General features: G+C 70.6%; 13 protein-coding genes. 10 read left to right on the top strand and 3 right to left on the bottom strand.

Annotation, left to right across the window (positions count from 1 at the left end):
- Positions 1–28 precede the first annotated feature (28 nt).
- On the bottom strand, positions 29–3,490 hold the full coding sequence (locus tag CW359_RS06710; protein WP_105968827.1) for an ATP-binding protein: 3,462 nt from the start codon (positions 3,488–3,490) through the stop codon (positions 29–31).
- 129 nt (positions 3,491–3,619) lie between these two features.
- On the opposite strand from CW359_RS06710, the gene CW359_RS06715 reads away from it, so the two are divergent.
- A complete protein-coding gene (locus CW359_RS06715; RefSeq protein ID WP_105968828.1) occupies positions 3,620–4,231 on the top strand; it encodes a hypothetical protein in 612 nt (203 codons plus the stop codon).
- Between the two features lie 112 nt (positions 4,232–4,343).
- On the opposite strand, the gene CW359_RS06720 is transcribed toward CW359_RS06715, so the two are convergent.
- Positions 4,344–4,763 (bottom strand): VOC family protein, encoded by a 420-nt coding sequence (locus CW359_RS06720; protein ID WP_105968829.1) that lies wholly within the window; start codon positions 4,761–4,763, stop codon positions 4,344–4,346.
- A 163-nt stretch (positions 4,764–4,926) separates the two neighbouring features.
- Between CW359_RS06720 and CW359_RS06725 the strand changes: the two genes are divergently transcribed.
- From CW359_RS06725 to CW359_RS06735, 3 genes are read left to right on the top strand one after another with little or no spacing between them, the layout of a single operon-like run.
- A complete protein-coding gene (locus CW359_RS06725; RefSeq protein WP_105968830.1) occupies positions 4,927–5,526 on the top strand; it encodes an RICIN domain-containing protein in 600 nt (199 codons plus the stop codon).
- Positions 5,527–5,582: 56 nt separating this feature from the next.
- A complete protein-coding gene (gene ligA / locus CW359_RS06730; RefSeq protein ID WP_232838254.1) occupies positions 5,583–7,700 on the top strand; it encodes an NAD-dependent DNA ligase LigA in 2,118 nt (705 codons plus the stop codon).
- Positions 7,701–7,733: 33 nt separating this feature from the next.
- Positions 7,734–8,381, top strand: a complete 648-nt coding sequence (locus CW359_RS06735) for a ThuA domain-containing protein (protein ID WP_105968832.1) — start codon at positions 7,734–7,736, stop codon at positions 8,379–8,381.
- 69 nt (positions 8,382–8,450) lie between these two features.
- On the opposite strand, the gene CW359_RS06740 is transcribed toward CW359_RS06735, so the two are convergent.
- Positions 8,451–9,500, bottom strand: coding sequence for a LacI family DNA-binding transcriptional regulator (locus CW359_RS06740; RefSeq protein WP_105968833.1), 1,050 nt, complete (start codon positions 9,498–9,500; stop codon positions 8,451–8,453).
- Between the two features lie 203 nt (positions 9,501–9,703).
- On the opposite strand from CW359_RS06740, the gene CW359_RS06745 reads away from it, so the two are divergent.
- The 6 genes from CW359_RS06745 to CW359_RS06770 all read left to right on the top strand — a co-directional run bounded on the left by CW359_RS06745 (position 9,704) and on the right by CW359_RS06770 (position 19,739).
- Positions 9,704–11,338 (top strand): glycoside hydrolase family 43 protein, encoded by a 1,635-nt coding sequence (locus CW359_RS06745; RefSeq protein ID WP_105968834.1) that lies wholly within the window; start codon positions 9,704–9,706, stop codon positions 11,336–11,338.
- Positions 11,339–11,523: 185 nt separating this feature from the next.
- The gene (locus tag CW359_RS06750; protein WP_105968835.1) at positions 11,524–12,888 is read left to right on the top strand and encodes an extracellular solute-binding protein; all 1,365 of its coding nucleotides are present in this window, start codon (positions 11,524–11,526) and stop codon (positions 12,886–12,888) included.
- On the top strand, positions 12,885–13,889 hold the full coding sequence (locus CW359_RS06755) for a carbohydrate ABC transporter permease (protein WP_105968836.1): 1,005 nt from the start codon (positions 12,885–12,887) through the stop codon (positions 13,887–13,889). The genes CW359_RS06750 and CW359_RS06755 overlap by 4 nt, the downstream gene beginning before the upstream one ends.
- Positions 13,886–14,764 carry a carbohydrate ABC transporter permease gene (locus CW359_RS06760; RefSeq protein WP_232838255.1) on the top strand — a complete coding sequence of 293 codons (879 nt, stop codon included), beginning with the start codon at positions 13,886–13,888 and terminating at the stop codon, positions 14,762–14,764. The genes CW359_RS06755 and CW359_RS06760 overlap by 4 nt, the downstream gene beginning before the upstream one ends.
- A 56-nt stretch (positions 14,765–14,820) precedes the next feature.
- Positions 14,821–16,386, top strand: coding sequence for a glycosyl hydrolase family 28 protein (locus CW359_RS06765; RefSeq protein ID WP_105968837.1), 1,566 nt, complete (start codon positions 14,821–14,823; stop codon positions 16,384–16,386).
- Entirely contained in the window at positions 16,383–19,739 is a 3,357-nt protein-coding gene (locus CW359_RS06770) for an alginate lyase family protein (protein WP_105968838.1), read from the top strand. Before CW359_RS06765 ends, CW359_RS06770 begins: the two co-directional genes overlap by 4 nt.
- Positions 19,740–19,773: the final 34 nt, after the last annotated feature.

The raw sequence follows: 19,773 nt of genomic DNA on the forward strand, positions 1-19,773 counted from the left end.
TCGGCCGTCACCGCATGTCTCGGCCGTCTCACCGCATGTCCGGGACGGTGACCCTGCGGTGTTCCTGGTGGGCCGATTCCGCGAGGGTTTCCGCGCCGCACCGGGTGAACAGCGTCCTCGCCCGCGCGAGTTGGGCCGGGGCATCGGTGGGACGGCCGGAGGCGGACAGGGCGCTGCCCGCCGTCAGCCGGGCGGAGGCCTCGTAGAGCGGCATGCGGGCCGTGCGGAACACCTCGGCGGCTCGCAGCGCGGTGGACGCTGCGGAGGCGTCCCGCCGGAAGAGGCCGACCTCGGCGCGGGCGAGCAGGGCGAAGCCCGTGCGGGCCGGTGGTCCGTCAGAGGACGCGGCACCGGCGGCGGCACGTACCCACCGCTCGGCGGCCGGGACGTCGCCCCGGGCCAGCTCTGCCCCGGCCAGCACCCGGAACCACAGCGGACGGAAGGGGGCGTCGTACCGGGCGAGTCCGGGCCCGCCGCCGCCCTCGACCACGGTGCGGACACAGCCGTCCGGATCCCCGGTGAGCAGCATGGCCTGACCTAGCAGCGCGGTGACCGTCGGCCTACGGGAGCCCGGGTCGGTGCTGGTCCGGGCCAGTGACTCCTGGCAGATCTTCAGCGCTCCCGCGCCGTCCCCGCGCCACATGAGCACCCCGGTGTGCACCGCGGTGGCCAGTGAGCAGGGTTCGTCGGTCCCGACCAGTGTGGCCGCCTCCAGCGCCTCGTCCGCGTACGCCGACGCCTCGTCCAGCCGGCCGAGCCACAGATGGACGTAGGCGGCGATCTCCAGCAGGTCGGCGCGGAGGACGCTCTGGCCCGTGTGGCGGCAGACCTTCAGTCCGCGTCCGATCCTGTGCAGGGCGGATTCGAAGTCGCCCTGGAACATCTGTGTCCAGCACGTGGAGACCACGGTGTCGAGGTGGTCGGCCAGCCCCTGGTCGTCGGCGGCCTCCAGCGCGTCGTTCGCCGGGCCGAGGTGCCGCGTCGATCGTGCGTGGTTCCCGGACATGGTGTGGGCCAGCGCCAGCATGCCGTGCGCCTCGGCGGTGTGCGGCGCGTCCCCGTCGTACCGCGCCGCGCGCAGGGCGCGTTCCGCCCGGTCGACGGCGGCGGGCAGGTCGGAGGTGCGCAGGGCGACGGCCGCGATCCCCAGGTGCAGGGGCACGGTCCCGGAGGCCCCCAGGCCGTCGCTGTCCGCCAGTTCCCGTTCCAGCAGGTCCCTCGCCTGCCGGTACCGGCCGAGCAGCCACTCCGCCCGGGCGAGGGAGGCGGTCGTGCGCATCCGCAGACCGTGCGCGTCGGCGGGCAGGAGGACGGCGGCGTCGCGCAGGAGGTCCCGGCCGTCCTGGAGCCGGCCCGCCAGACCCAGGGCGTCGGCCTGCTGGAGCAGGAGTTCCGGCCGTGCCGGGTGGTCACCGCCGAGCAGGCGCAGCGCCTCCCCGGTCCAGGAAGCAGAGGTGACCGGCGCGAGGGTCAGGATCTGGAGTGCAGCCTGCGCGAGAAGGCAGACGGCCTCCGTGTCGCCCTCCCGGGCCGAGCGCTGGACATGGGATGCCCGCGCGATCACGGAGGCCCCGCGCGCGGCCAGGCTGTCGGCGGCCCGGCCATGGGCCTCGATCCGCCAGCCGGCGCCGAGCCCCTGGTACACCGCCGCACGCACCAGCGGGTGGCGGAACCGGAACCGTCGGGTGACCTCCAGCCGCCGCACCAGATCCCGGTCCGTGAGTTCGTCCAGGGCCGCCAGCGCCCGGCTGTCCGGCAGCCGCGCCACGGCCGCTGCCATGTCCACGTCGAAGGTGTCGCCGAGTACCGCGGCGGCTCCGGCGGTGGCGCGCGCGGTGGCCGACAGACCGTCCAGCTCCTGCTGGAGCACGGCCCGTACCGACTCCGGCAGTCCGTCGGGGGCGGGCGCGGGCTCGGCCGGGGCAAGCGGCGCAGCGGTGCCGGTGCCGCGGGCCAGCGCCTCCAGGTAGAACGGATTGCCCGCACTCTCCTCGTACAGCCGATCGAAGTCCAGCCGCTCGAACCGCTCGTCCCCTGTTGCCGCGCCGCACAGTTCGGCGCACTCGGCCCGCGACAGTGGCTGGATCTCGATCCTGGCCGACCGTCCCTCGTCCCCCGACCGGGACAGCGCCGCGAGCAAGCGTGGCGGGGCCTGCCGAGGCCGGTGGGCGAGGACGAGCAGCAGCGGGGTACGCGGCGGGTGCCGTACCAAATGGTCCACGAGTTCGACGGTCGCCGCGTCCGCCCAGTGCAGGTCGTCCAGCCCGAGCAGAAGGCCTCCGGGGCCGCCCAGCGTCTCCAGCAGCGCCCGCACCGACCTGTGGAACCAGTGCCGCTCGGCGGTCACCGGCTTCGGACCCTCGGCACACCACGCGGACAGGGCCGGGAAGACCGCGCCAAGCAGACCGAGCGGGAGCCCCGACGACTCGTCCAGCGCGCCCAGGTGATCGTCCAGCGCGTCCACGAACACGCCGTACGGCGCCTGGTCCCACTCCGCGCACCGCCCGGTCAAAACGGTCAGGCCCCGCCGGCGCGCCAGTTCGCCCACCTCACCGAGCAGCCGGGTCTTCCCGATGCCGGGCTCCCCGGCGAGCTCCAGCACTCCCGGCGTCCCTGCCGCGGCGTCGTCGACCGACCGTTCGGCGAGCGCGAGTTCCGCGGTACGTCCGACCAGTCGGCCGGCGGTTCGGCCGTGTCGCGCGGCCACGGCGACGGGGACCGCTGCCCGTACCGGTGCGGGGCCAGCGGCGGGGAGGTCGAGCGCGGAGTCGGCGGTGAGAAGCCGCTGGTGCAGCCGCCGCAGTGGGGGACTCGGGTCGCAGCCGAGTTCGGCGGCCAGCCGCTGCCGGAGCCGCTCGTAGCCGTGGAGGGCGTCGGCCGGACGGCCGCATCGGTACAGGGCGAGGAGCAACTGCCCGGCCAGCCGCTCGTCCAGCGGATGCGCCTCGGCGCGGCGGGCGAGTCCGGCCAGCAGCTCGGTGTGTTGTCCGCGCCGCAACTGGATGTCGGTGCGGTCCAGTTCGGCCGCCAGGCGCTCCTGGTCCAGGGTGGTGCGCAGGGCGTTGATCCATGGGGTGTCGAGACCGGCGAGGGCCTCTCCGCGCCACAGGCCCAGGGCCTGGTCGAACAGGGCCGCGGCCCGGTCGTCCTCTCCGGCCGCCCGGGCACCGGCCACCAGGTCGTGGAAGCGGTGCAGGTCCACCGTCGCCCGCTCGACGCCCAGGACGTAGCCGCCGGACCGCCGGACGATGTCCGCCCCGTCCACGTCCGCCAGCGCCCGCCGGAGACGGGAGACATAGCCGTACAGCGTGTCCCTGGCCTGCCGGGGAGAGGTGTCCGCCCATACCCGGTCGACGAGTTCACCGACCGGCACGGAACGGCCCGCTTCCACCAGCAGCACCGCCAGGACGCTCCGCTGCCGGGCGTGGCCCAGGTCGAGGAGCCGGCCCCGCACCCGCGCCTCGACGCCGCCCAGCAGTCCGAACGCCATCAGCCGGTTCAAGGATTCCCCCAGATTCACCGCAGGCCCGCCCTGCATCGTCAGTCAGGAGAGTGGCATGGGCATGGAGAGGAAGCCACGGTTGCCCAGCCTCGAACTGACCGAAGGAGATCTTGCGACATGTGGAAAACACTCACCAAGGCCGGCATCGCGCTCGGCGGCGTCACCCTTATCGCGGGAACCGGGCTCGTCATGGCACCGGCCGCCCAGGCCGGGGGCGTCTCGGCGGCGCAGGCGCGGACGCAGACGGGAGTACAGGCGCCGAAGGGGATGAAGGCGCAGTTCGAAGGCAGGACGATCGACCTGTCGAAGAGCTGGGGTGCCGCGAAGGCCTGCACGGTCTGGCGGGCCGGGGGCGTCGTGCAGTGCTTCCGCACCGCCGAGGAGCAGGAGCGGACAGCCTCCGAGCTGACCCGGCTCCGCACGGGCAGGGTGGCCGCCGCCACCTGCTCCACCCCGCTGCGCGTGTACGAACACGGCGAGTTCAACTACAACGGCACCGTCAACGGTCGCACGCTTTCCTTCTACGACCGTGGCTACTGGCAGAACCTGACCGACTACAACTTCAACGACCAGACGTCGTCGTACCGAATCGGCAGCTGCAACGCCCACCTGGCCGAGCACATCGGTGGCGGCGCGTACTGGTACCCGGGCAACACCAACGCCTGGTACTCGGAGGGCGTCCTGTACTCGGGCTGGAACGACCGAATCAGCTCCGTCAAGAACGACTGACCCGGGGCACGAACGTGGCGGAGGACGGGGGGTAGGGGACCGGGGGTATCGGGGATAAGGGGGTAGGGGCGAGGGCGAGGGTCACCTCGCCCTCGCCCTGGAGCCTCGGCGGTCAGGGCGCCAAGGGCGCGAACAGGTCGACCCCGTTGCCGTCCGGGTCGAGCACACAGGCGTACCGCTGCCCCCACACCGCGTCCCACGGCTTCAGCTCGCTCCGATACCCCGCGCCCACCAACTCCTCGTACAGGGAGTCGACTTCGGCGGCCGAGCCGCACAGCACGGCCAGCCCGATGCGTCCGCCACCGCTCGGTCGCTGCCAGCCGGGGTGGAAGGACCGGACGGTCTCCTCCGTGTCGAGCAACAGCCGCATCCCGCCCGGGAGTTCGGCCTCGACATGCGGCTGATTCTCGGCTCCCTCGGGGAAGTCGAGCCCGAGCCGACGGTAGAAGGCGACGGAGGCGGCGAGGTCGGACGCGACGATGCCGACGGCGTCGAAGCGGAGGGTGGGGCGCGAGGTCGGTTGTGCAGTCATACGGCCAGGTTAGGCGGGCGCCGATGCCCGGTCTTGAAGGAATCGGACGTGCCGGGACGCCCGCCGACCCCCGGTTGCGAGCCCCGTGGAGGGCGCGAATAGTGGGAAGAGCAGCTGCACCTTGGCCGGCGGCCGAAATCCCCGCACACGGAGGAGCACTGCCATGCGCAAGCACACCCGGGCACGTCGTCTGCTGACGGCGTCGACGGTCCTGTTCGCCGGCGGCGTCCTGCTGCTGCCGACTCCCTCGGTCGCCCAGCCGGAGAAGGAGCAGAGATCCGGCTCCAGAAACGCCCCGGCCGCTCCGGCCGCCCCGGCCGTGATCTCGGGGGCAGCCTTCCAGATCAGGAACCCGGAGACCGGCAAGTGCATGACGGTCGCGGGCGGGCGCTCGAAGGAGAACAACGTCCGGCTCGTCCAGTTCACCTGTGACACGGACCCCTCGCGCCGCTGGCGGCTCACCAACGGCGACGACAACTCGTACCAGCTCGTCAACGCGCAGACACGCAAGTGCGCGACGGTCGCGGGCGGGCGGTCGACCGGGAACAACATCGAACTGGTTCAGTTCGACTGCGACTCGGACGCCTCGCGCCGCTGGAGCCTCGTCAACTGGGACGGCAGCTCGTACGAACTCGTCAACGACCAGACCGGCAAGTGCGCGACGGTCGCCGGTGGCCGGTCCACCGAGAACAACGTCTCCCTGGTGCAGTTCGACTGCGACCGGGACCGGTCCCGCACCTGGAACCTGAACCTCGCGGGCTGAGCGGGGAGAGTCGCTCGCAGGGGGCGTTGTCAGTGGTGGCGTGCAGGATGGCGGACATGACCACACCTTTCGCAGTGATCGTGGATGCCGCCGCCTACGCCCAGGCCGTCGAGGACGCGGTGAAGGCCTCGGCCGCCTACTACACGGGCGGTACCTCGGCGCTGGACGACGACGCCTACGACCGGCTGGTGCGCGGTATCGCGGCCTGGGAGTCCGAGCACCCCGAGCAGACGCTGCCGGAGTCGCCGACCGGGAAGGTCGCCGGGGGCGCCGTGGAGGGCGATGTCCCGCACACGGTGGAGATGCTGAGCCTGGACAACGTGTTCTCCCCGGAGGAGTTCACCGCGTGGACGGCGTCCCTGGCCCGCCGCATCGGCCACGACACCGAGCGCTTCAGCGTCGAACCGAAGCTCGACGGCCTCGCGATCGCCGCCCGCTACACCCGGGGCCGCCTCACCCGGCTGATCACACGCGGCGACGGGAGAGCCGGGGAGGACGTCTCGCACGCCATCGGCACCGTGGAGGGCCTGCCCGCCGAGCTGGCCGAACCGGTGACGGTCGAGGTGCGTGGCGAGGTCCTGATGACGAGCGCGCAGTTCGAGTACGCCAACGAGGTGCGCACGAGCCACGGCGGGGCACCGTTCGCCAATCCGCGCGGCGCCTCGGCGGGCACCCTGCGCGCCAAGGAGCGTGCGTACACGGTGCCGATGACGTTCTTCGGCTACGGCCTGCTGCCCCTCGCCGACACCGAGACGGCCCTCGCGGACCGGCTGGGCGGACTCGCGCACAGCGAGCTGATGACGCTCGCCGGTGAGCTGGGCGTCAACACCACCGCGACCACCGCCGTACCCGGGGTCACTGCCGACACGGTCGAGCAGGTGCTGGCCCGGGTCACGGAGATCGCCGCGCTGCGGGCGGAGCTGCCGTTCGGGATCGACGGGATCGTCATCAAGGCCGACCTGGCCGCCGACCAGCGGACGGCGGGATCGGGATCACGCGCTCCACGCTGGGCGATCGCCTACAAGCTGCCCGCCGTCGAGAAGATCACCCGCCTCCTGGAGGTGGAGTGGAACGTGGGCCGCACCGGGATCATCGCCCCGCGCGCGGTCCTGGAGCCGGTCGAGATCGACGGCGCCACCATCACCTACGCGACCCTCCACAACCCGGGCGACATCACCCGCCGTGACCTGCGCCTCGGCGACCATGTCATGGTCCACCGCGCCGGTGACGTCATCCCCCGCATCGAGGCCCCCGTCGCCCACCTCCGCACGGGCGACGAGCAGCTGATCGTCTTCCCCGAGGTGTGCCCGCGCTGCGGTTCGGCCATCGACACCAGCGAACAGCGCTGGCGCTGCGAGAACGGCCGCAACTGCCACCTCGTCGCCGCCCTCTCCTACGCCGCCGGCCGCGACCAGCTCGACATTGAGGGCCTGGGCCACACCAGGGTCGTCCAACTCGTCGAAGCTGGCCTGGTCGCAGACCTCGCCGACCTGTTCGCCCTCACCCGGGATCAGTTGCTGGCTCTGGAGCGGATGGGCGAGACGAGCACCGACAACCTCCTCGCCGCCCTCGACGCGGCGAAGGCCCAGCCCCTGTCCCGGGTGCTGTGCGCCCTCGGGGTCCGTGGCACCGGACGCTCCATGTCCCGCCGTATCGCCCGGCACTTCGCGACCATGGACAACATCCGCGCGGCGGACACGGAGGCGATGCGGCAGGTGGAGGGCATCGGCACGGAGAAAGCCCCGTCGATCGTCGCGGAACTCGTCGAACTCGCCCCGCTCGTCGACAAGCTCGTCGCGGCCGGAGTGAACATGACGGAACCGGGCGCCACCCCGCCCGCCCCGGTCACCGACGACGGCAGCGCCAGCGGTAGCGGCAGCGGCAGCGGTAGTACGGACGAGGGGGCGTCGGAGGGCGGACCGCTGGCCGGGATGACGGTGGTCGTGACGGGCGCGATGACCGGAGCGCTGGAGAAGCTCAGCCGCAACCAGATGAACGAACTCATCGAGCGGGCGGGAGGCCGCTCCTCGTCCAGCGTCTCCAAGAAGACCACCCTGGTCGTCGCCGGAGAGGGCGCCGGATCCAAGCGCGCCAAGGCTGAGACCCTCGGCGTCCGCCTGGCCACCCCGGACGAGTTCGCCGCCCTGGTCGCCGACCACCTGGACCCCCTGTGACGCGCGGCCTTTCGCCGCCTAAGCTCGACGCCCATGGCACCGAGACTCCTCGTCCACACCCGCACGACCGGTTTCCGGCACGACTCCATCCCGGCCGCCGTGGCCGCCGTACGCACCCTCGGCGACTTCGAGGTGGACCACACCGAGGAACCCGAGGCCTTCGAGCGCCCCCTGAACGGCTACGCGGCCGTCGTGTTCCTCTCCACCAGCGGCGAGGTCCTGACCCCCACGGGCCGCGAGCGACTCGCCGAGTACATCGAGACGGGCGGCGGTTTCGTCGGCGTACACGCGGCGGCCTGCACGGAGTACGACTGGCCGTACTACGGCGACCTGTTGGGCGCCCGGTTCGCCCAACACCCGGCGTACCAGCCCGGCAAGGCCGTCGTGGAAGACCGTGACCACCCGGCGACCGCCCACCTGCCGGAGATCTGGCCCTTCACGGACGAGTGGTACGACTTCCGCACCAACCCCCGTGACAGGGTGCGGGTGTTGATATCGGCGGACGAGTCCTCGTATGAGGGCGGGGGAATGGGCGACGACCACCCCCTGGCATGGTGCAGGGAGCAGGGCACGGGCCGAGTCTTCTACACGGCCCTGGGCCACGCGGCAGAGGCCTACGACGACCCGGCCTTCCGAGCCCACTTGCGAGGCGGCATCACCTGGGCAACGGGCGTCGGCTGAGCGCGCCCCTTGAGGGGCGCGGGGAACTGCGCGACCAGCCCCCACCGCCCCGCACCCGACAACTGAACCTCAAGCCCCCAACCCCGGCGCCCCCGTACTCCCTCGCACAACCAACCGCGTAGACAACTCCATCCGCGTCCCCTCAGGCCGCTCCCCACCCATCAACCGCACCAACAACCCCACCGCGGCCCCCGCCATCTCCGACAACGGCTGCCGAACAGTCGTCAACGCGGGCGAGACCCACCGAGACTCCGGCAGGTCGTCGAACCCCACCACACTCACATCCTCCGGCACCCTCAACTCCCGCTCGGCCAGCGCCCGATACACCCCCAGCGCCATCTTGTCCGAGCACACGAACACCGCCGTCGGCGGCTCGGGCAGCTCCAGCAGCTCCAGCATCCGCCGGTAGGCCACCGTCTCGTCGAAACTCCCGTACCGCACATACTCGGGCCGCAACCGCACCCCCGCCGAGACCAGCACCGACCGATAGCCCGCCACCCGCGCGCTGCTGCACATCTTGCGCCGGTAGCCGGCGATGACCGCGATGCGTTCATGGCCCAGGCCCAGCAGATGCTCCGCCGCCGTCACTCCGCCCTGCCAGTTGGCCGCGCCCACCGACACCACCCCCGGCGGGGGTTCGAGGACCGGGTCGATCATCACGAAGGGGATGTGGTGCTGGTCGAGCCAGGCGTACTGCGACGGGGTGAGTTCGGCGAGGTTGAACAGGACGCCGGCGGAGCCGCGGGTGGTCAGTTTGTCCAGCCAGCCGCGTTCCGGGCGCCCGCCCCGGGTCCGGGTCAGGCCCGCCGACACGACCACCTCAAGGCCCGCGTCGTGCGCCGCCTCCTCCACGCCGTGCAGGACCGCGCCCGACCATGAGTTGTCCAGCGAGTGGACGATCAGGTCCACCAGGCCGGGTGCCTTCGACGCGTCGAAGCGGGGTCTGCGGACGTAGCCGAGCCGGTCCAGCGCCTCGGTGACCCGCCGCCGGGTCTCCGGTGCCACGTCCTCCCGGCCGTTCACGACCTTCGAGGCGGTCGGGACGGAGACCCCGGCCTCCCGGGCCACGACCGCCAGTGTGGGGCCCGTCGGCGTGCTGCCGCCTCCGGTGCGGACCATGGGGAAACCGCCTCTCCGGCCCGCCCGAGGACCATCGAAAGTTTCGAATAGCGCTGCTCACGCGACGGAAACATTGACCGCGTAGCAACCGGTTCCTACATTAAGCCCGCCTCAACACCGCGTGAAGACGTAGGAATTCAAAGGATCACGCCGCCCGAAATTTTCGAAATACCGAACGCGAAAACGACGAGGAGCTGTGCGGGATGACAACCGCAGACGCCATCCGCAACCCCGTACTCCCCGGCTTCCACCCCGACCCGAGCATTCTCAGGGTCGGCCCCGACTACTACCTCGCCACCTCCACCTTCGAGTGGTTCCCGGGCGTACCCGTGCACCACTCGACCGACCTCGTCCACTGGACGCCGGCCGGGCACATCCTGGACCGCGCCGACCGCCTCGACCTGCGCGGAGTCCCCGACTCGGGCGGCGTGTGGGCGCCCTCGCTGTCGTACCACGAGGGCCGGTTCTGGATGGTCTACAGCGTCGTCCGGACCGTCGGTTCCCCCTACAAGGACATCGACAACCTCCTGGTGACCGCCGAGTCGATCGACGGTCCGTGGTCGGAACCGGTGTTCCTGAACTCCTCCGGATTCGACCCGTCGTTCTTCCACGACGAGGACGGCCGCAGCTGGCTGCTGAACATGCGGTGGGACCACCGTGAGGGGCATCCGTCGTTCGCCGGAATTCTGCTCCAGGAATACGACGCCCGAAAGCAGGCCCTGATCGGCCTGCCCCGCACGATCCTCACCCACGACGAGCTGATCGAGGGTCCCAACCTGTACCGGCGGGACGGCTGGTACTACCTGATGCTCGCCGAGGGCGGCACCGGCTGGAACCACGGCATCCTGATGGCCCGCTCACGCGAACTGGCCGGCCCCTACGAACTCGACCCCCGGGGCTCGCTCCTGACGACCCGTGATGTTCCGGACTGGCCTCTGCAGAAGGCGGGACACGGGGAGTTGGTGCGCACGGAGGCGGGGGAGTGGTACCTCGCCCATCTCGCCTCCCGCCCCGTCGCCACCCCCGAAGGACCCCGCTGCGTACTCGGCCGGGAGACCTGCCTGCAGCGCGTGACCTGGACGGACGACGGCTGGCTGCGGCTGGCGGACGGGGGCCGCCGCCCGAGCCTGGAGGTGGCCGCGCCGAAGTCAGCGGAACCCTCGACCGCCCCTCCGGCAGCCTCCCTTCCTGTCGCTACTCCTCCGGCAAAGGCACTTGAGCGCGACGAATTCGACACCCTCACCCTCCCCACCCCCTGGAGCACCCTCCGCACCCCCGCCACCCCCGACTGGCTCACCCTCACCGAACGTCCGGGCCACCTCCGCCTGCGCGGCAGACAGAGCCCGCACTCCCGCTACGACCAGAGCCTGGTCGCCCGCCGACTCACCTCGGTGCGCTGCGAGGTGACGACGGTGACCGACTTCCGCCCCGCCCACTTCACCCAACTCGCGGGCCTGATCTGCTGGTACGACACCACCCAGCACTACTACCTCCGCCTCACCCACACCGAGGGCAGCGGCAGAGTCCTGGGCGTCGTCCTCACCGACGACGGGACCTACGCCGAACTCCCCGACTCCCAACTCGACGTCGACGACTGGCCGTTGGTCCACCTGCGGGCCCGCTTCGACGGCGCCGACCTTCGCTTCTCCGCCTCCCCGGACGGCACGGACTGGCGGCCCGTCGGACCCGTCCTCGACGCGAGCAGACTCTCCGACGACTACGGCGGACGGCTCCGCTTCACCGGCGCGTTCGTCGGCGTCTGCGCCCAGGATCTCGGCGGTGCCCGTACCCCGGCGGACTTCGACTGGTTCGACGTACGGGAACTCGCCGACAGGTGAGAAACCGGTTGTCGAAATGACGCTTGGCAACCACATCATCCAGTCTCTGTCTTCCAGTCTTTTCGAAAGTCGTCGAGACCCTTGACGTGGCCTGTTGGCCGGAAGAAGCTCTGCCACGACGTACAACAACCGGTTGCCATACCCGATCGGTTCCCGCACAACACGCAGCAGGAGGTGGGACGTTCATGCACGCACAGGCCGCCGGTACCCGCCCGGGCCGCCCGAGTCGCCGCCGGTTTCTTGCCCTCTCGGCGGCCGGTGGTGCGGCGGTCGGGGCGACGGCGCTGAGCGGCTGCGCCCTGCGGGTCGCCGGTGCGGCCACCGGCGGCGGTGAGTCCATCACCATGATGGTCAAACTCGACGACGTCTCCACGGAGTTGATCCAGCAGGCGCAGCGCGAGCTGGGCATCGCCATCACCGTCGTGCAGGACGACATCACCCGGCTGATCGCGATGCTCACCAGCGGCAACCCACCGGACCTGGTGCGCGGTGTCGGCGCCCTGGACGCGCCGTTCTACGCGGCCCGGGGTGTCGCCGAGAACCTCGACCCCTACTTCGCCGCATCCAGCGTCCTCAGGGTCGAGGACCTCGATCCGGCCAACGACCTGTGGCGGTTCGACGGGACGACGCAGGGCAAGGGTCCCCGCTACGGCATGGCGAAGGACTTCTCCCAGGACGCGATGTTCTGGTTCAACACCGCCCAGTTCGACCGGGCGGGCGTGGAGTATCCCTCCGAGACCGAGCCGATCACGTACGAGGAGTGGGCGGAGAAGGCCGAGCGGCTGGTCGTACGGAAGAACGGCCAGACCACCGTCTACGGCGGCAGCTACAACGGCGTCAACATCGTCATCCTGCTGACGAATCTGGTCGCCGCCGCCGGAGGCCGGCTCTTCTCCCCGGACTTCACCCGCGTCGACTTCACCACCCCCGAGGCCCGCAGGGCGCTGACCTGGTACGTCGAGTACGCCAAGGCCAAGGTCGGGCCGAGCCTCATCCAGCCCAACCCCGACGCCTGGGACGGTCCCACCTATGTCGCCAACCGCATGGCGATGTCCGGCAGCGGCTACTGGCTGGGCGGCATGATCAACGCCGAGCCGAAGATCGCCGAGGTGTCCCGGCTCGCGCCCGCCCCCGTCTTCGAGGGCGGACCCCGGATCAGCTCCTGCCAGGCGGGCACCGGCATGTGGATGCCGAAGAAGGCGCGGAACAAGGACGCGGCCTGGCGGGTCTTCGAGTGGTTCTTCGGCGAGGGACCCGCCAAGGCGCGGGCGGCGGGCGGCTGGGGGATTCCCACACTGAAGTCGCTGCGTCCGCTGATGCCGAAGAAGGAGGAGTACCAGAAGCGGGTCCTCCGGGTGCAGGAGGCCGAGTTGAGGCACTTCTCGGTCACCCCCTTCACGCCCTACGCCAAGTGGGACGCGCTGGAAGCCCTGATCAACCAGGTCATGCCGGCCGCGATGAACGGCGCGATCTCCGTCGACACCCTCGCGGGTCGCCTCAACTCGTCGATCAACGAGCAGCTCAAGCGCGGTAAGGAGCAGGTGGGATGACGGTCGGTCAGATTCCGCAGGCCGTGGAGCGGCCCCGCTCCGCTGCCCGTACTGGCACCGGCGCCGTCCGCTCCGGCGGCCTGCCCCGGACCTCCATGACCGCCCGCAGACACCGGGCGTTCTACATGTTCACCTCGCCCTGGATCGTCGGCTTCCTGCTGCTGACCGTCGGGCCGATGGCGTACGCGCTGTGGCTGAGTTTCACCACGTTCGACGGGATCTCCCCGAACTGGAGCTTCGTCGGCCTCGCCAACTACCGTGAACTGCTTGCCGATCAGGTCACCTGGGACTCGCTGAGCCGGGCCGGGGTGTTCGCCCTCACCTCCGTACCGCTGTCGATCGCCGCCGGGCTCGCGCTGGCGGTGCTGGTCAACCGGCCTTTGCGGGCAAGGGGGTTGTGGCGCACGCTGCTCTATCTCCCGGCCGTGGTACCGCCGGTGGGCGCGGGCCTGGTCTTCAAGGCGCTGTTCAACCGGGACTCGGGGGCCGCCAACGGCGTACTCAACATCTTCGGCATCGACGCCATCGCCTGGCTGGACGATCCGTACGCCCGGTACGTGATCCTGATGGCGGTCCTCTGGGGCGCCGGGAACGTCATGATCATCTCGCTGGCCGGGCTCCAGGACGTACCCCGCGAACTCCACGAGGCCGCCCGCATCGACGGCGCGAGCGCCTGGCGGACCTTCCGCAGTGTCACCGTGCCGCTGCTCTCGCCGGTGCTGCTGTTCCAGGCGGTGACCGGGATGATCGCCTCGGTCCAGACGATCATGCCGCTGCTGATCGCCGCCAACCCGACCCCTGCCGGCGTCACGGCCATCCCGCAGACCAACTACATGTACATGATGCACGTGTTCGCGGAGTACTTCGCGCTCGGCCGCTACGGCTACGCCTCCGCGCTCCTGTGGGTCCTCTTCGTCCTGATCCTCATCGCGACCGGGCTGATCTTCAAACTGACCTCCGGTGTGGTGTTCTACAACGTCGACCCGGAGGCGAAGAAGTGACCGCCACCATCGTCACACCCACGGGCAAGAAGGCCGACGCGGACGTCCGCGTACGGGTGCGCACGTCCCGACTCGTCCTCTACACCGTGCTCGTCGCGGCCACCGGCCTGATGATCGGCCCCTTCGGCTGGCTGATCATCACCGGCCTGAAGACCACCCCCGAACTCGCCGCGTCCCCGGTCCACTGGCTGCCTGACCGGTTCCAGTGGCACAACTTCGCCGACGCCTTCACCCAGATCGACTTCCTCGGCTACGCCCGCAACTCCCTGATCATCGCCCTGATCTACGCCACCCTCGTCACCCTCAGCTCCGCCTGGGTCGGCTTCGGCTTCGCCCGACTCGACGCGCCCGGCAAGAAGGTGCTGTTCGGCATCCTGCTCGGCTCGATGATGCTGCCGCAGATGATCACCCTCTTCCCGACCTACCTGATCTTCGCCAAGGTCGGCATGGTCGACACGTACTGGCCGTGGGTGCTGTGGGGACTGTCGGCGGCGCCGTATCTGGTCTTCCTCTTCCGGCAGTTCTTCGCCGGGATGCCTCGCGAGCTGGAGGAGGCCGCGATCATCGACGGCTGCGGCTACGCGACGGTCTTCTGGCGGATCTTCCTGCCGCAGTCCCGGCCCGTGCTCGCCGCGAGCTTCGTGATCGCCTTCACCTGGAGCTGGGGCGACTTCCTCGCCCCGATGCTGCTGCTGTCCAGCGACCGCACCACCCTCTCCGTCGCGATCATGACGCAGTACGTCACCCCGGGCGGACTCCCCGTCAACAACCTGCTGGCCGCCGGATCCGTGCTGTACGTCGTGCCGATCCTGCTGATCTTCCTGGTCGCCCAGCGCGGCTTCGTCGCCGGGATGTCGACCACCGGCCTCAAGTGACCGTCCCGTACTGCTAGTTCGCCCCTTGTCACTCTCCACCCCGCAAGGAGTTCCGGATGAACCCGTCCCTGTCCCGCCGCACCGCCCTCCAGGCGGCCGGTGCCACCGCGCTCGCGGCCGGTCTCACCAGTCTTTCCGCTACGACGGCCCAGGCGGACGAGGCCGTGGCGGCGGCGCCGACGCTCGTCACCTATCCCCGCCCGGCCGCCATGCCGACCAACACCACCTTCAAGGTGCGGGTGCGCACCGCCCCCGACGGCGAGTGGCAGACCCTCGACATCTGGCGGCCCCAGCTGGGCGAGATCAACCCCACCACCGGGTCGAGCAAGATCTACAACTCCTCGCTGGCGTACTTCGACTTCCGGGGCTCCGTCGAGATCGAGGTCACCTACCTCAAGGGCGGCACCACCAAGGCCCGGGTGAGACCGGACTCGTACGGCATCACGCCCGAACTCCTCGGTGACACCCTGCGGTTCACGCTCGACCGGCCGCGCAATGTGGTCGTCCAGATCAACGACGACATCTTCGACTGCCTCCACCTGTTCGCCCGCGCGGTCGAGAAGAAGCGGGAGCGCCCCTCGGCGGACGACCCGAACGTCATCTACTACGGCCCCGGCGTCCACACCACCGCCGACGGCACCCTGCTCGTGCCCTCCGGCAAGACCGTGTACCTCGACGGCGGTGCCGTCCTCAAGGCGACCGTCATCTTCCGCGACGTCGAGCACGCCGGGATCGCCGGCCGGGGCGTGCTCGCCGGTACGGCGGGCGGCGGGGCCCTCGTGGAGAGCGCGCGGAACATCTCCATCGGTGCCGTCACCGTCCTCAACCCCAATGGCTACGCCGTCCAGTTGGGCGAGGCCACCGGTGTCACCATCAAGGGGCTCGGCTCCTTCAGCTCCAAGGGCTGGGGCGACGGCATCGACATCTTCTGCAGCAGCAACGTTGTCATCGACGGCGTCTTCATGCGCAACTCCGATGACTGCATAGCCATTTACACCCACCGCTGGGAGTACTACGGCGACACCACGAACATCACCGTCCGCAACTCCACACTCTGGGCGGACGTCGCCCACCCCATCAACGTCGGTACGCACGGCAACACCGACAACCCCGAGGTGCTGAAGAACCTCCGCTTCAAGAACATCGACATCCTCGACCACCGTGAACCGCAGATGAACTACCAGGGCTGCATCGCCCTGAACCCCGGCGACTCCAACCTGATCAAGAACGTCCGCATCGAGGACGTCCGGATCGAGGACTTCCGCTGGGGCCAGGTCATCTACATGAAGGTCATGTACAACACGAAGTACAACACCTCGGTCGGCCGGGGCATCCAGAACGTCTACGTCAAGAACCTCACCTACACGGGCACGCACGCCGAGCCGACGCTCCTGCTCGGTTACGACGCCGACCACGCCGTCAAGGACGTCACCTTCGAGAACCTGGTGATCAACGGGCTCGTCGTCGCCGACTCGATGAAGAAGCCGAGCTGGTACTACACCACGGACACGATCCAGTGGTTCGCCAACGAGCACGTGACCAACCTGAGGTTCCTCACCACCGCCGAGGCCGAGGCACAGGCGGCGGCAGACGCAGCGGCAGACGCGGCGGCGACCTCATGACGACCACCTCCCCACTCAGCCGCAGAGGCTTCCTCGGCGGCAGCGGCGCCACGGCCCTGCTGCTGGCGGCGGGCACGACCGGCCTCGCCGCCCTTCCCGGCCCGGCCTGGGCGGCGGCTCCCCAACGCGCCTTCGCCCACCCCGGGTTGCTGCACAGCGCCACCGACCTCACCCGCATGAAGGACGCCGTCGCGGCCAAGCAGTCCCCGGTGTACGACGGCTACTTGGCGCTCGCCGCGCACGCCCGCTCGAAGTCCACGTACGCCGTGCAGAACACCGGCCAGATCACCACCTGGGGCCGGGGCCCGGCCAACTTCATGAACCAGGCCGTCGCCGACTCGGCCGCCGCCTACCAGAACGCCCTCATGTGGTGCGTCACCGGCAACCGGGCCAACGCCGACAAGGCCCGCGACATCCTCAACGCCTGGTCGGCCTCGCTCACCGGCGTCACGGGCGCCGACGGCCCGCTCGGCGCGGGCCTCCAGGCCTTCAAGTTCGTCAACGCGGCCGAACTCCTGCGGCACGGCGGCGAGTACGACGGCTGGGCGGAAGCGGACATCGCCCGCTGCGAGCGGTCGTTCCTCGATGTCTGGTATCCGGCCGTCTCCGGCTACATGCTCTACGCCAACGGAAATTGGGACCTGACGGCCCTTCAAACCGTGCTGGCCATAGGCGTGTTCTGCGAGGAGCCGACCCTCTTCGAGGACGCCCTGCGCTTCATGGCGGCCGGCGCGGGCAACGGCAGCGTCCGCCACCGCATCGTCACCGACGCCGGCCAGGGCCAGGAGAGCGGCCGGGACCAGGCCCACGAACAACTCGCCGTGGGCCTGCACGCCGACACCGCCCAGGTCGCCTGGAACCAGGGCGTCGACCTCTACGGCTACGACGACAACCGGTTGCTGGTCAACGTCGAGTACGCGGCCCGCTACAACCTCGGCGGCGACGTCCCCTTCACCCCCGACCTCGACCGCACCGGCAAGTACATCAAGACGACGGTGTCGGACAAGGTCCGGGGCACCCTGCCCCCGATCTACGAGATGGCGTACGCCCACTACACGGGCGTACGCGGCCTCGATGCCCCCTACACCCAGGCCGCAGTCTTCCGGGGCACCGGCGGCACCCGGGTCGTGGAGGGAAGCAACGACGACCTCCCCAGCTGGGGCACCCTGACCTTCGCGGGCACGACGGCCCCCGCGTCGACGGCGCCCACCGCCCCATCGGGCGTCACGGCACTCGGCACGGCCGACGCGGTCAACGTCTCCTGGCTCCCGTCCACTTGGGCGACGGGCTACACGGTCCGCCGGGCCACCCGCCCCGAGGGCCCGTACAAGACGATCGCTGACGCCATCACCACCGCCACGTACAAGGACCGGGCGGCACACCGGGGCCGGACCTACTGCTACACGGTCACCGCCACCAACTCCCACGGTACGAGCGGCACGTCGGGCTGGGCAGCGGCGAACTCCGGTCTGCCCGCGCCCTGGTCGAGCCAGGACGTGGGGGAGACGGGCGTCCCCGGTTCGGCGGTCTTCGACGGTGAGCGCTTCGTCCTGGAAGCGGGCGGCACGGCGGACACCTACCGTCTGGCCCACCTCCCCCTGCGCGGCGACGGCACGGTCACCGCACGGATCGTATGGCCGCTCAGCTCCCAGTACTCCAAGATCGGCGTCACCCTGCGCGCCTCCCTCGACCCCGCCGCCCCACACGCGTCGATGCTGATCCAGGGCCTGCCGCTGCACACCTGGAGCGGCGTATGGACGGTACGCCCGACGCCCGGAGCGCCGATCTCCGCGACCGGCAGCACCCCGGTACCGCCCGCGCAGCAGCAGGCGATCACCACGGCCGCGTCCTTCCCGATCTCCGACCTCGGCGCACTCCCGGAGTCGGCGACGCCCCTGGAATCGCCCTACGTCGAAGGCGCGGGCGACGGCTACCGCCTGCGCGCCCCCTACTGGGTCCGCGTCGAGCGCAAGGGCCGCCGCTGTACGGGGTCCATCTCCCCGGACGGCGAGCACTGGACCCAAGTCGGCGTAACCGAAGTGGAGTTGGGGCGCACGGTGTACGCCGGGCTCGCCCTCACCTCCTGCCTGGGCGTCGACGCCGAGTACGCCGAGACCGGCACCGGCGCCTTCGACAACGTTCAGGTCACCTCGGCCCACGGGCCTGTCTGGTGCGTGCCCCGCCCCCGACGCACCGCCACCGACCTACGGGCGGCCACCGGAGCCGACGCCGTCGAGCTGACGTGGACCGACCCCGACCTGTCGGCGCGGTACACGGTGCTGCGGGGCACACGTCCCGAGGGCCCGTACGAGACTGTCGCCACCGATGTCGGGCCGGTCGGCTTCGGCACCCGGGTGCGGTACACGGACGGGACCGGGGTGCCTGGCCGGACGTACCACTACACCGTGGCCAAGACGAACTCCGGTGGCCGTGGACCGCGTTCGGCGCCGCGCAGTGCGGTGATGCCCGTGCCGTCCGTGCCCGAGGCGCTGTCGGCGGGCGTCGCGTTCGCCAACGTGGGCGTGCCCTTCCGGCAGCTGATCCGGGCCTCGCACGAGCCCGTGCGGTTCGGTGCCGTCGGGCTGCCGAAGGGGCTGCGGGTGGACCGGCGTACCGGGCTCGTCTCCGGAACGCCCGCCGAGGGCGGGGAGTTCGTCGTCACCACGACCGCGAGCAACGCCTCCGGCACGGCGACGGCCGCTCTCACGCTCACCGTCTCCGCCCCGCCGCCCGACCCGTGGACGTACGGAGACCTCGGCGATGTGGTCCTGGACGAGCGGGAGTTGGGGACCTACGGTGTGGTCGCCGTCCGTACGCCCGGCTCGACCTCGTACACGGAGGACGGCGACGGGAACGGGACCTTCGTCGTACGTGGCGCCGGGACCGATCTGAACGTCAACGGGCAGGGAATGACCGGGCAGTTCGTCCGGCGCCCCGTCGCCGGGGACCAGACCCTCACCGCCCGGCTGGTCTCCCGTACCGGAGCCACGACCGCCGACCGGGTCGGGCTGCTGATGGCCAAGTCCCTGTCGCCGTTCGACCAGGCGGCCGGGGTGATCGTCACCGGCGGCAGCACCGCACAGCTGATGCTCCGGAAGACCGTGGCCGGAGCCTCCGCCTTCACCGGCACCGCCACCCTTCAACTCCCTTCCCTGCTACGGCTGAAGCGCACCGGGACCACCTTCTCCGCCGCCTTCTCCACCGATAACGGCGTCAGCTGGACCCCCCTCGCCGAGGGAGAGATCCCCGGCTTCGGCGACGCCGCCTACTACGTGGGCCTCGTGGTCTGCTCCCGCGACCCCCTGGCCCGCTGCACCTCGTACTTCGACGAGGTGAGCATCAGCCCCACCTGATCCTCCTGGATCCACCAGGATTGGAGACGCATTC

This window comes from Streptomyces geranii (genome assembly GCF_002954775.1).
GTDB classification, from domain to species: Bacteria; Actinomycetota; Actinomycetes; order Streptomycetales; family Streptomycetaceae; genus Streptomyces; species Streptomyces geranii.

What these genes read in the sequence shown, in the direction of transcription:
- CW359_RS06710 (WP_105968827.1), bottom strand. Translation starts at nt 3,490, where the DNA reads ATGGCGTTCGGACTGCTGGGCGGCGTCGAGGCGCGGGTGCGGGGCCGG.
- CW359_RS06745 (WP_105968834.1), top strand. Translation starts at nt 9,704, where the DNA reads ATGACAACCGCAGACGCCATCCGCAACCCCGTACTCCCCGGCTTCCAC.
- CW359_RS06765 (WP_105968837.1), top strand. Translation starts at nt 14,821, where the DNA reads ATGAACCCGTCCCTGTCCCGCCGCACCGCCCTCCAGGCGGCCGGTGCC.
- CW359_RS06720 (WP_105968829.1), bottom strand. Translation starts at nt 4,763, where the DNA reads ATGACTGCACAACCGACCTCGCGCCCCACCCTCCGCTTCGACGCCGTC.
- CW359_RS06755 (WP_105968836.1), top strand. Translation starts at nt 12,885, where the DNA reads ATGACGGTCGGTCAGATTCCGCAGGCCGTGGAGCGGCCCCGCTCCGCT.
- CW359_RS06750 (WP_105968835.1), top strand. Translation starts at nt 11,524, where the DNA reads ATGCACGCACAGGCCGCCGGTACCCGCCCGGGCCGCCCGAGTCGCCGC.
- CW359_RS06770 (WP_105968838.1), top strand. Translation starts at nt 16,383, where the DNA reads ATGACGACCACCTCCCCACTCAGCCGCAGAGGCTTCCTCGGCGGCAGC.
- CW359_RS06735 (WP_105968832.1), top strand. Translation starts at nt 7,734, where the DNA reads ATGGCACCGAGACTCCTCGTCCACACCCGCACGACCGGTTTCCGGCAC.
- ligA (WP_232838254.1), top strand. Translation starts at nt 5,583, where the DNA reads ATGACCACACCTTTCGCAGTGATCGTGGATGCCGCCGCCTACGCCCAG.
- CW359_RS06725 (WP_105968830.1), top strand. Translation starts at nt 4,927, where the DNA reads ATGCGCAAGCACACCCGGGCACGTCGTCTGCTGACGGCGTCGACGGTC.
- CW359_RS06740 (WP_105968833.1), bottom strand. Translation starts at nt 9,500, where the DNA reads ATGGTCCGCACCGGAGGCGGCAGCACGCCGACGGGCCCCACACTGGCG.
- CW359_RS06715 (WP_105968828.1), top strand. Translation starts at nt 3,620, where the DNA reads ATGTGGAAAACACTCACCAAGGCCGGCATCGCGCTCGGCGGCGTCACC.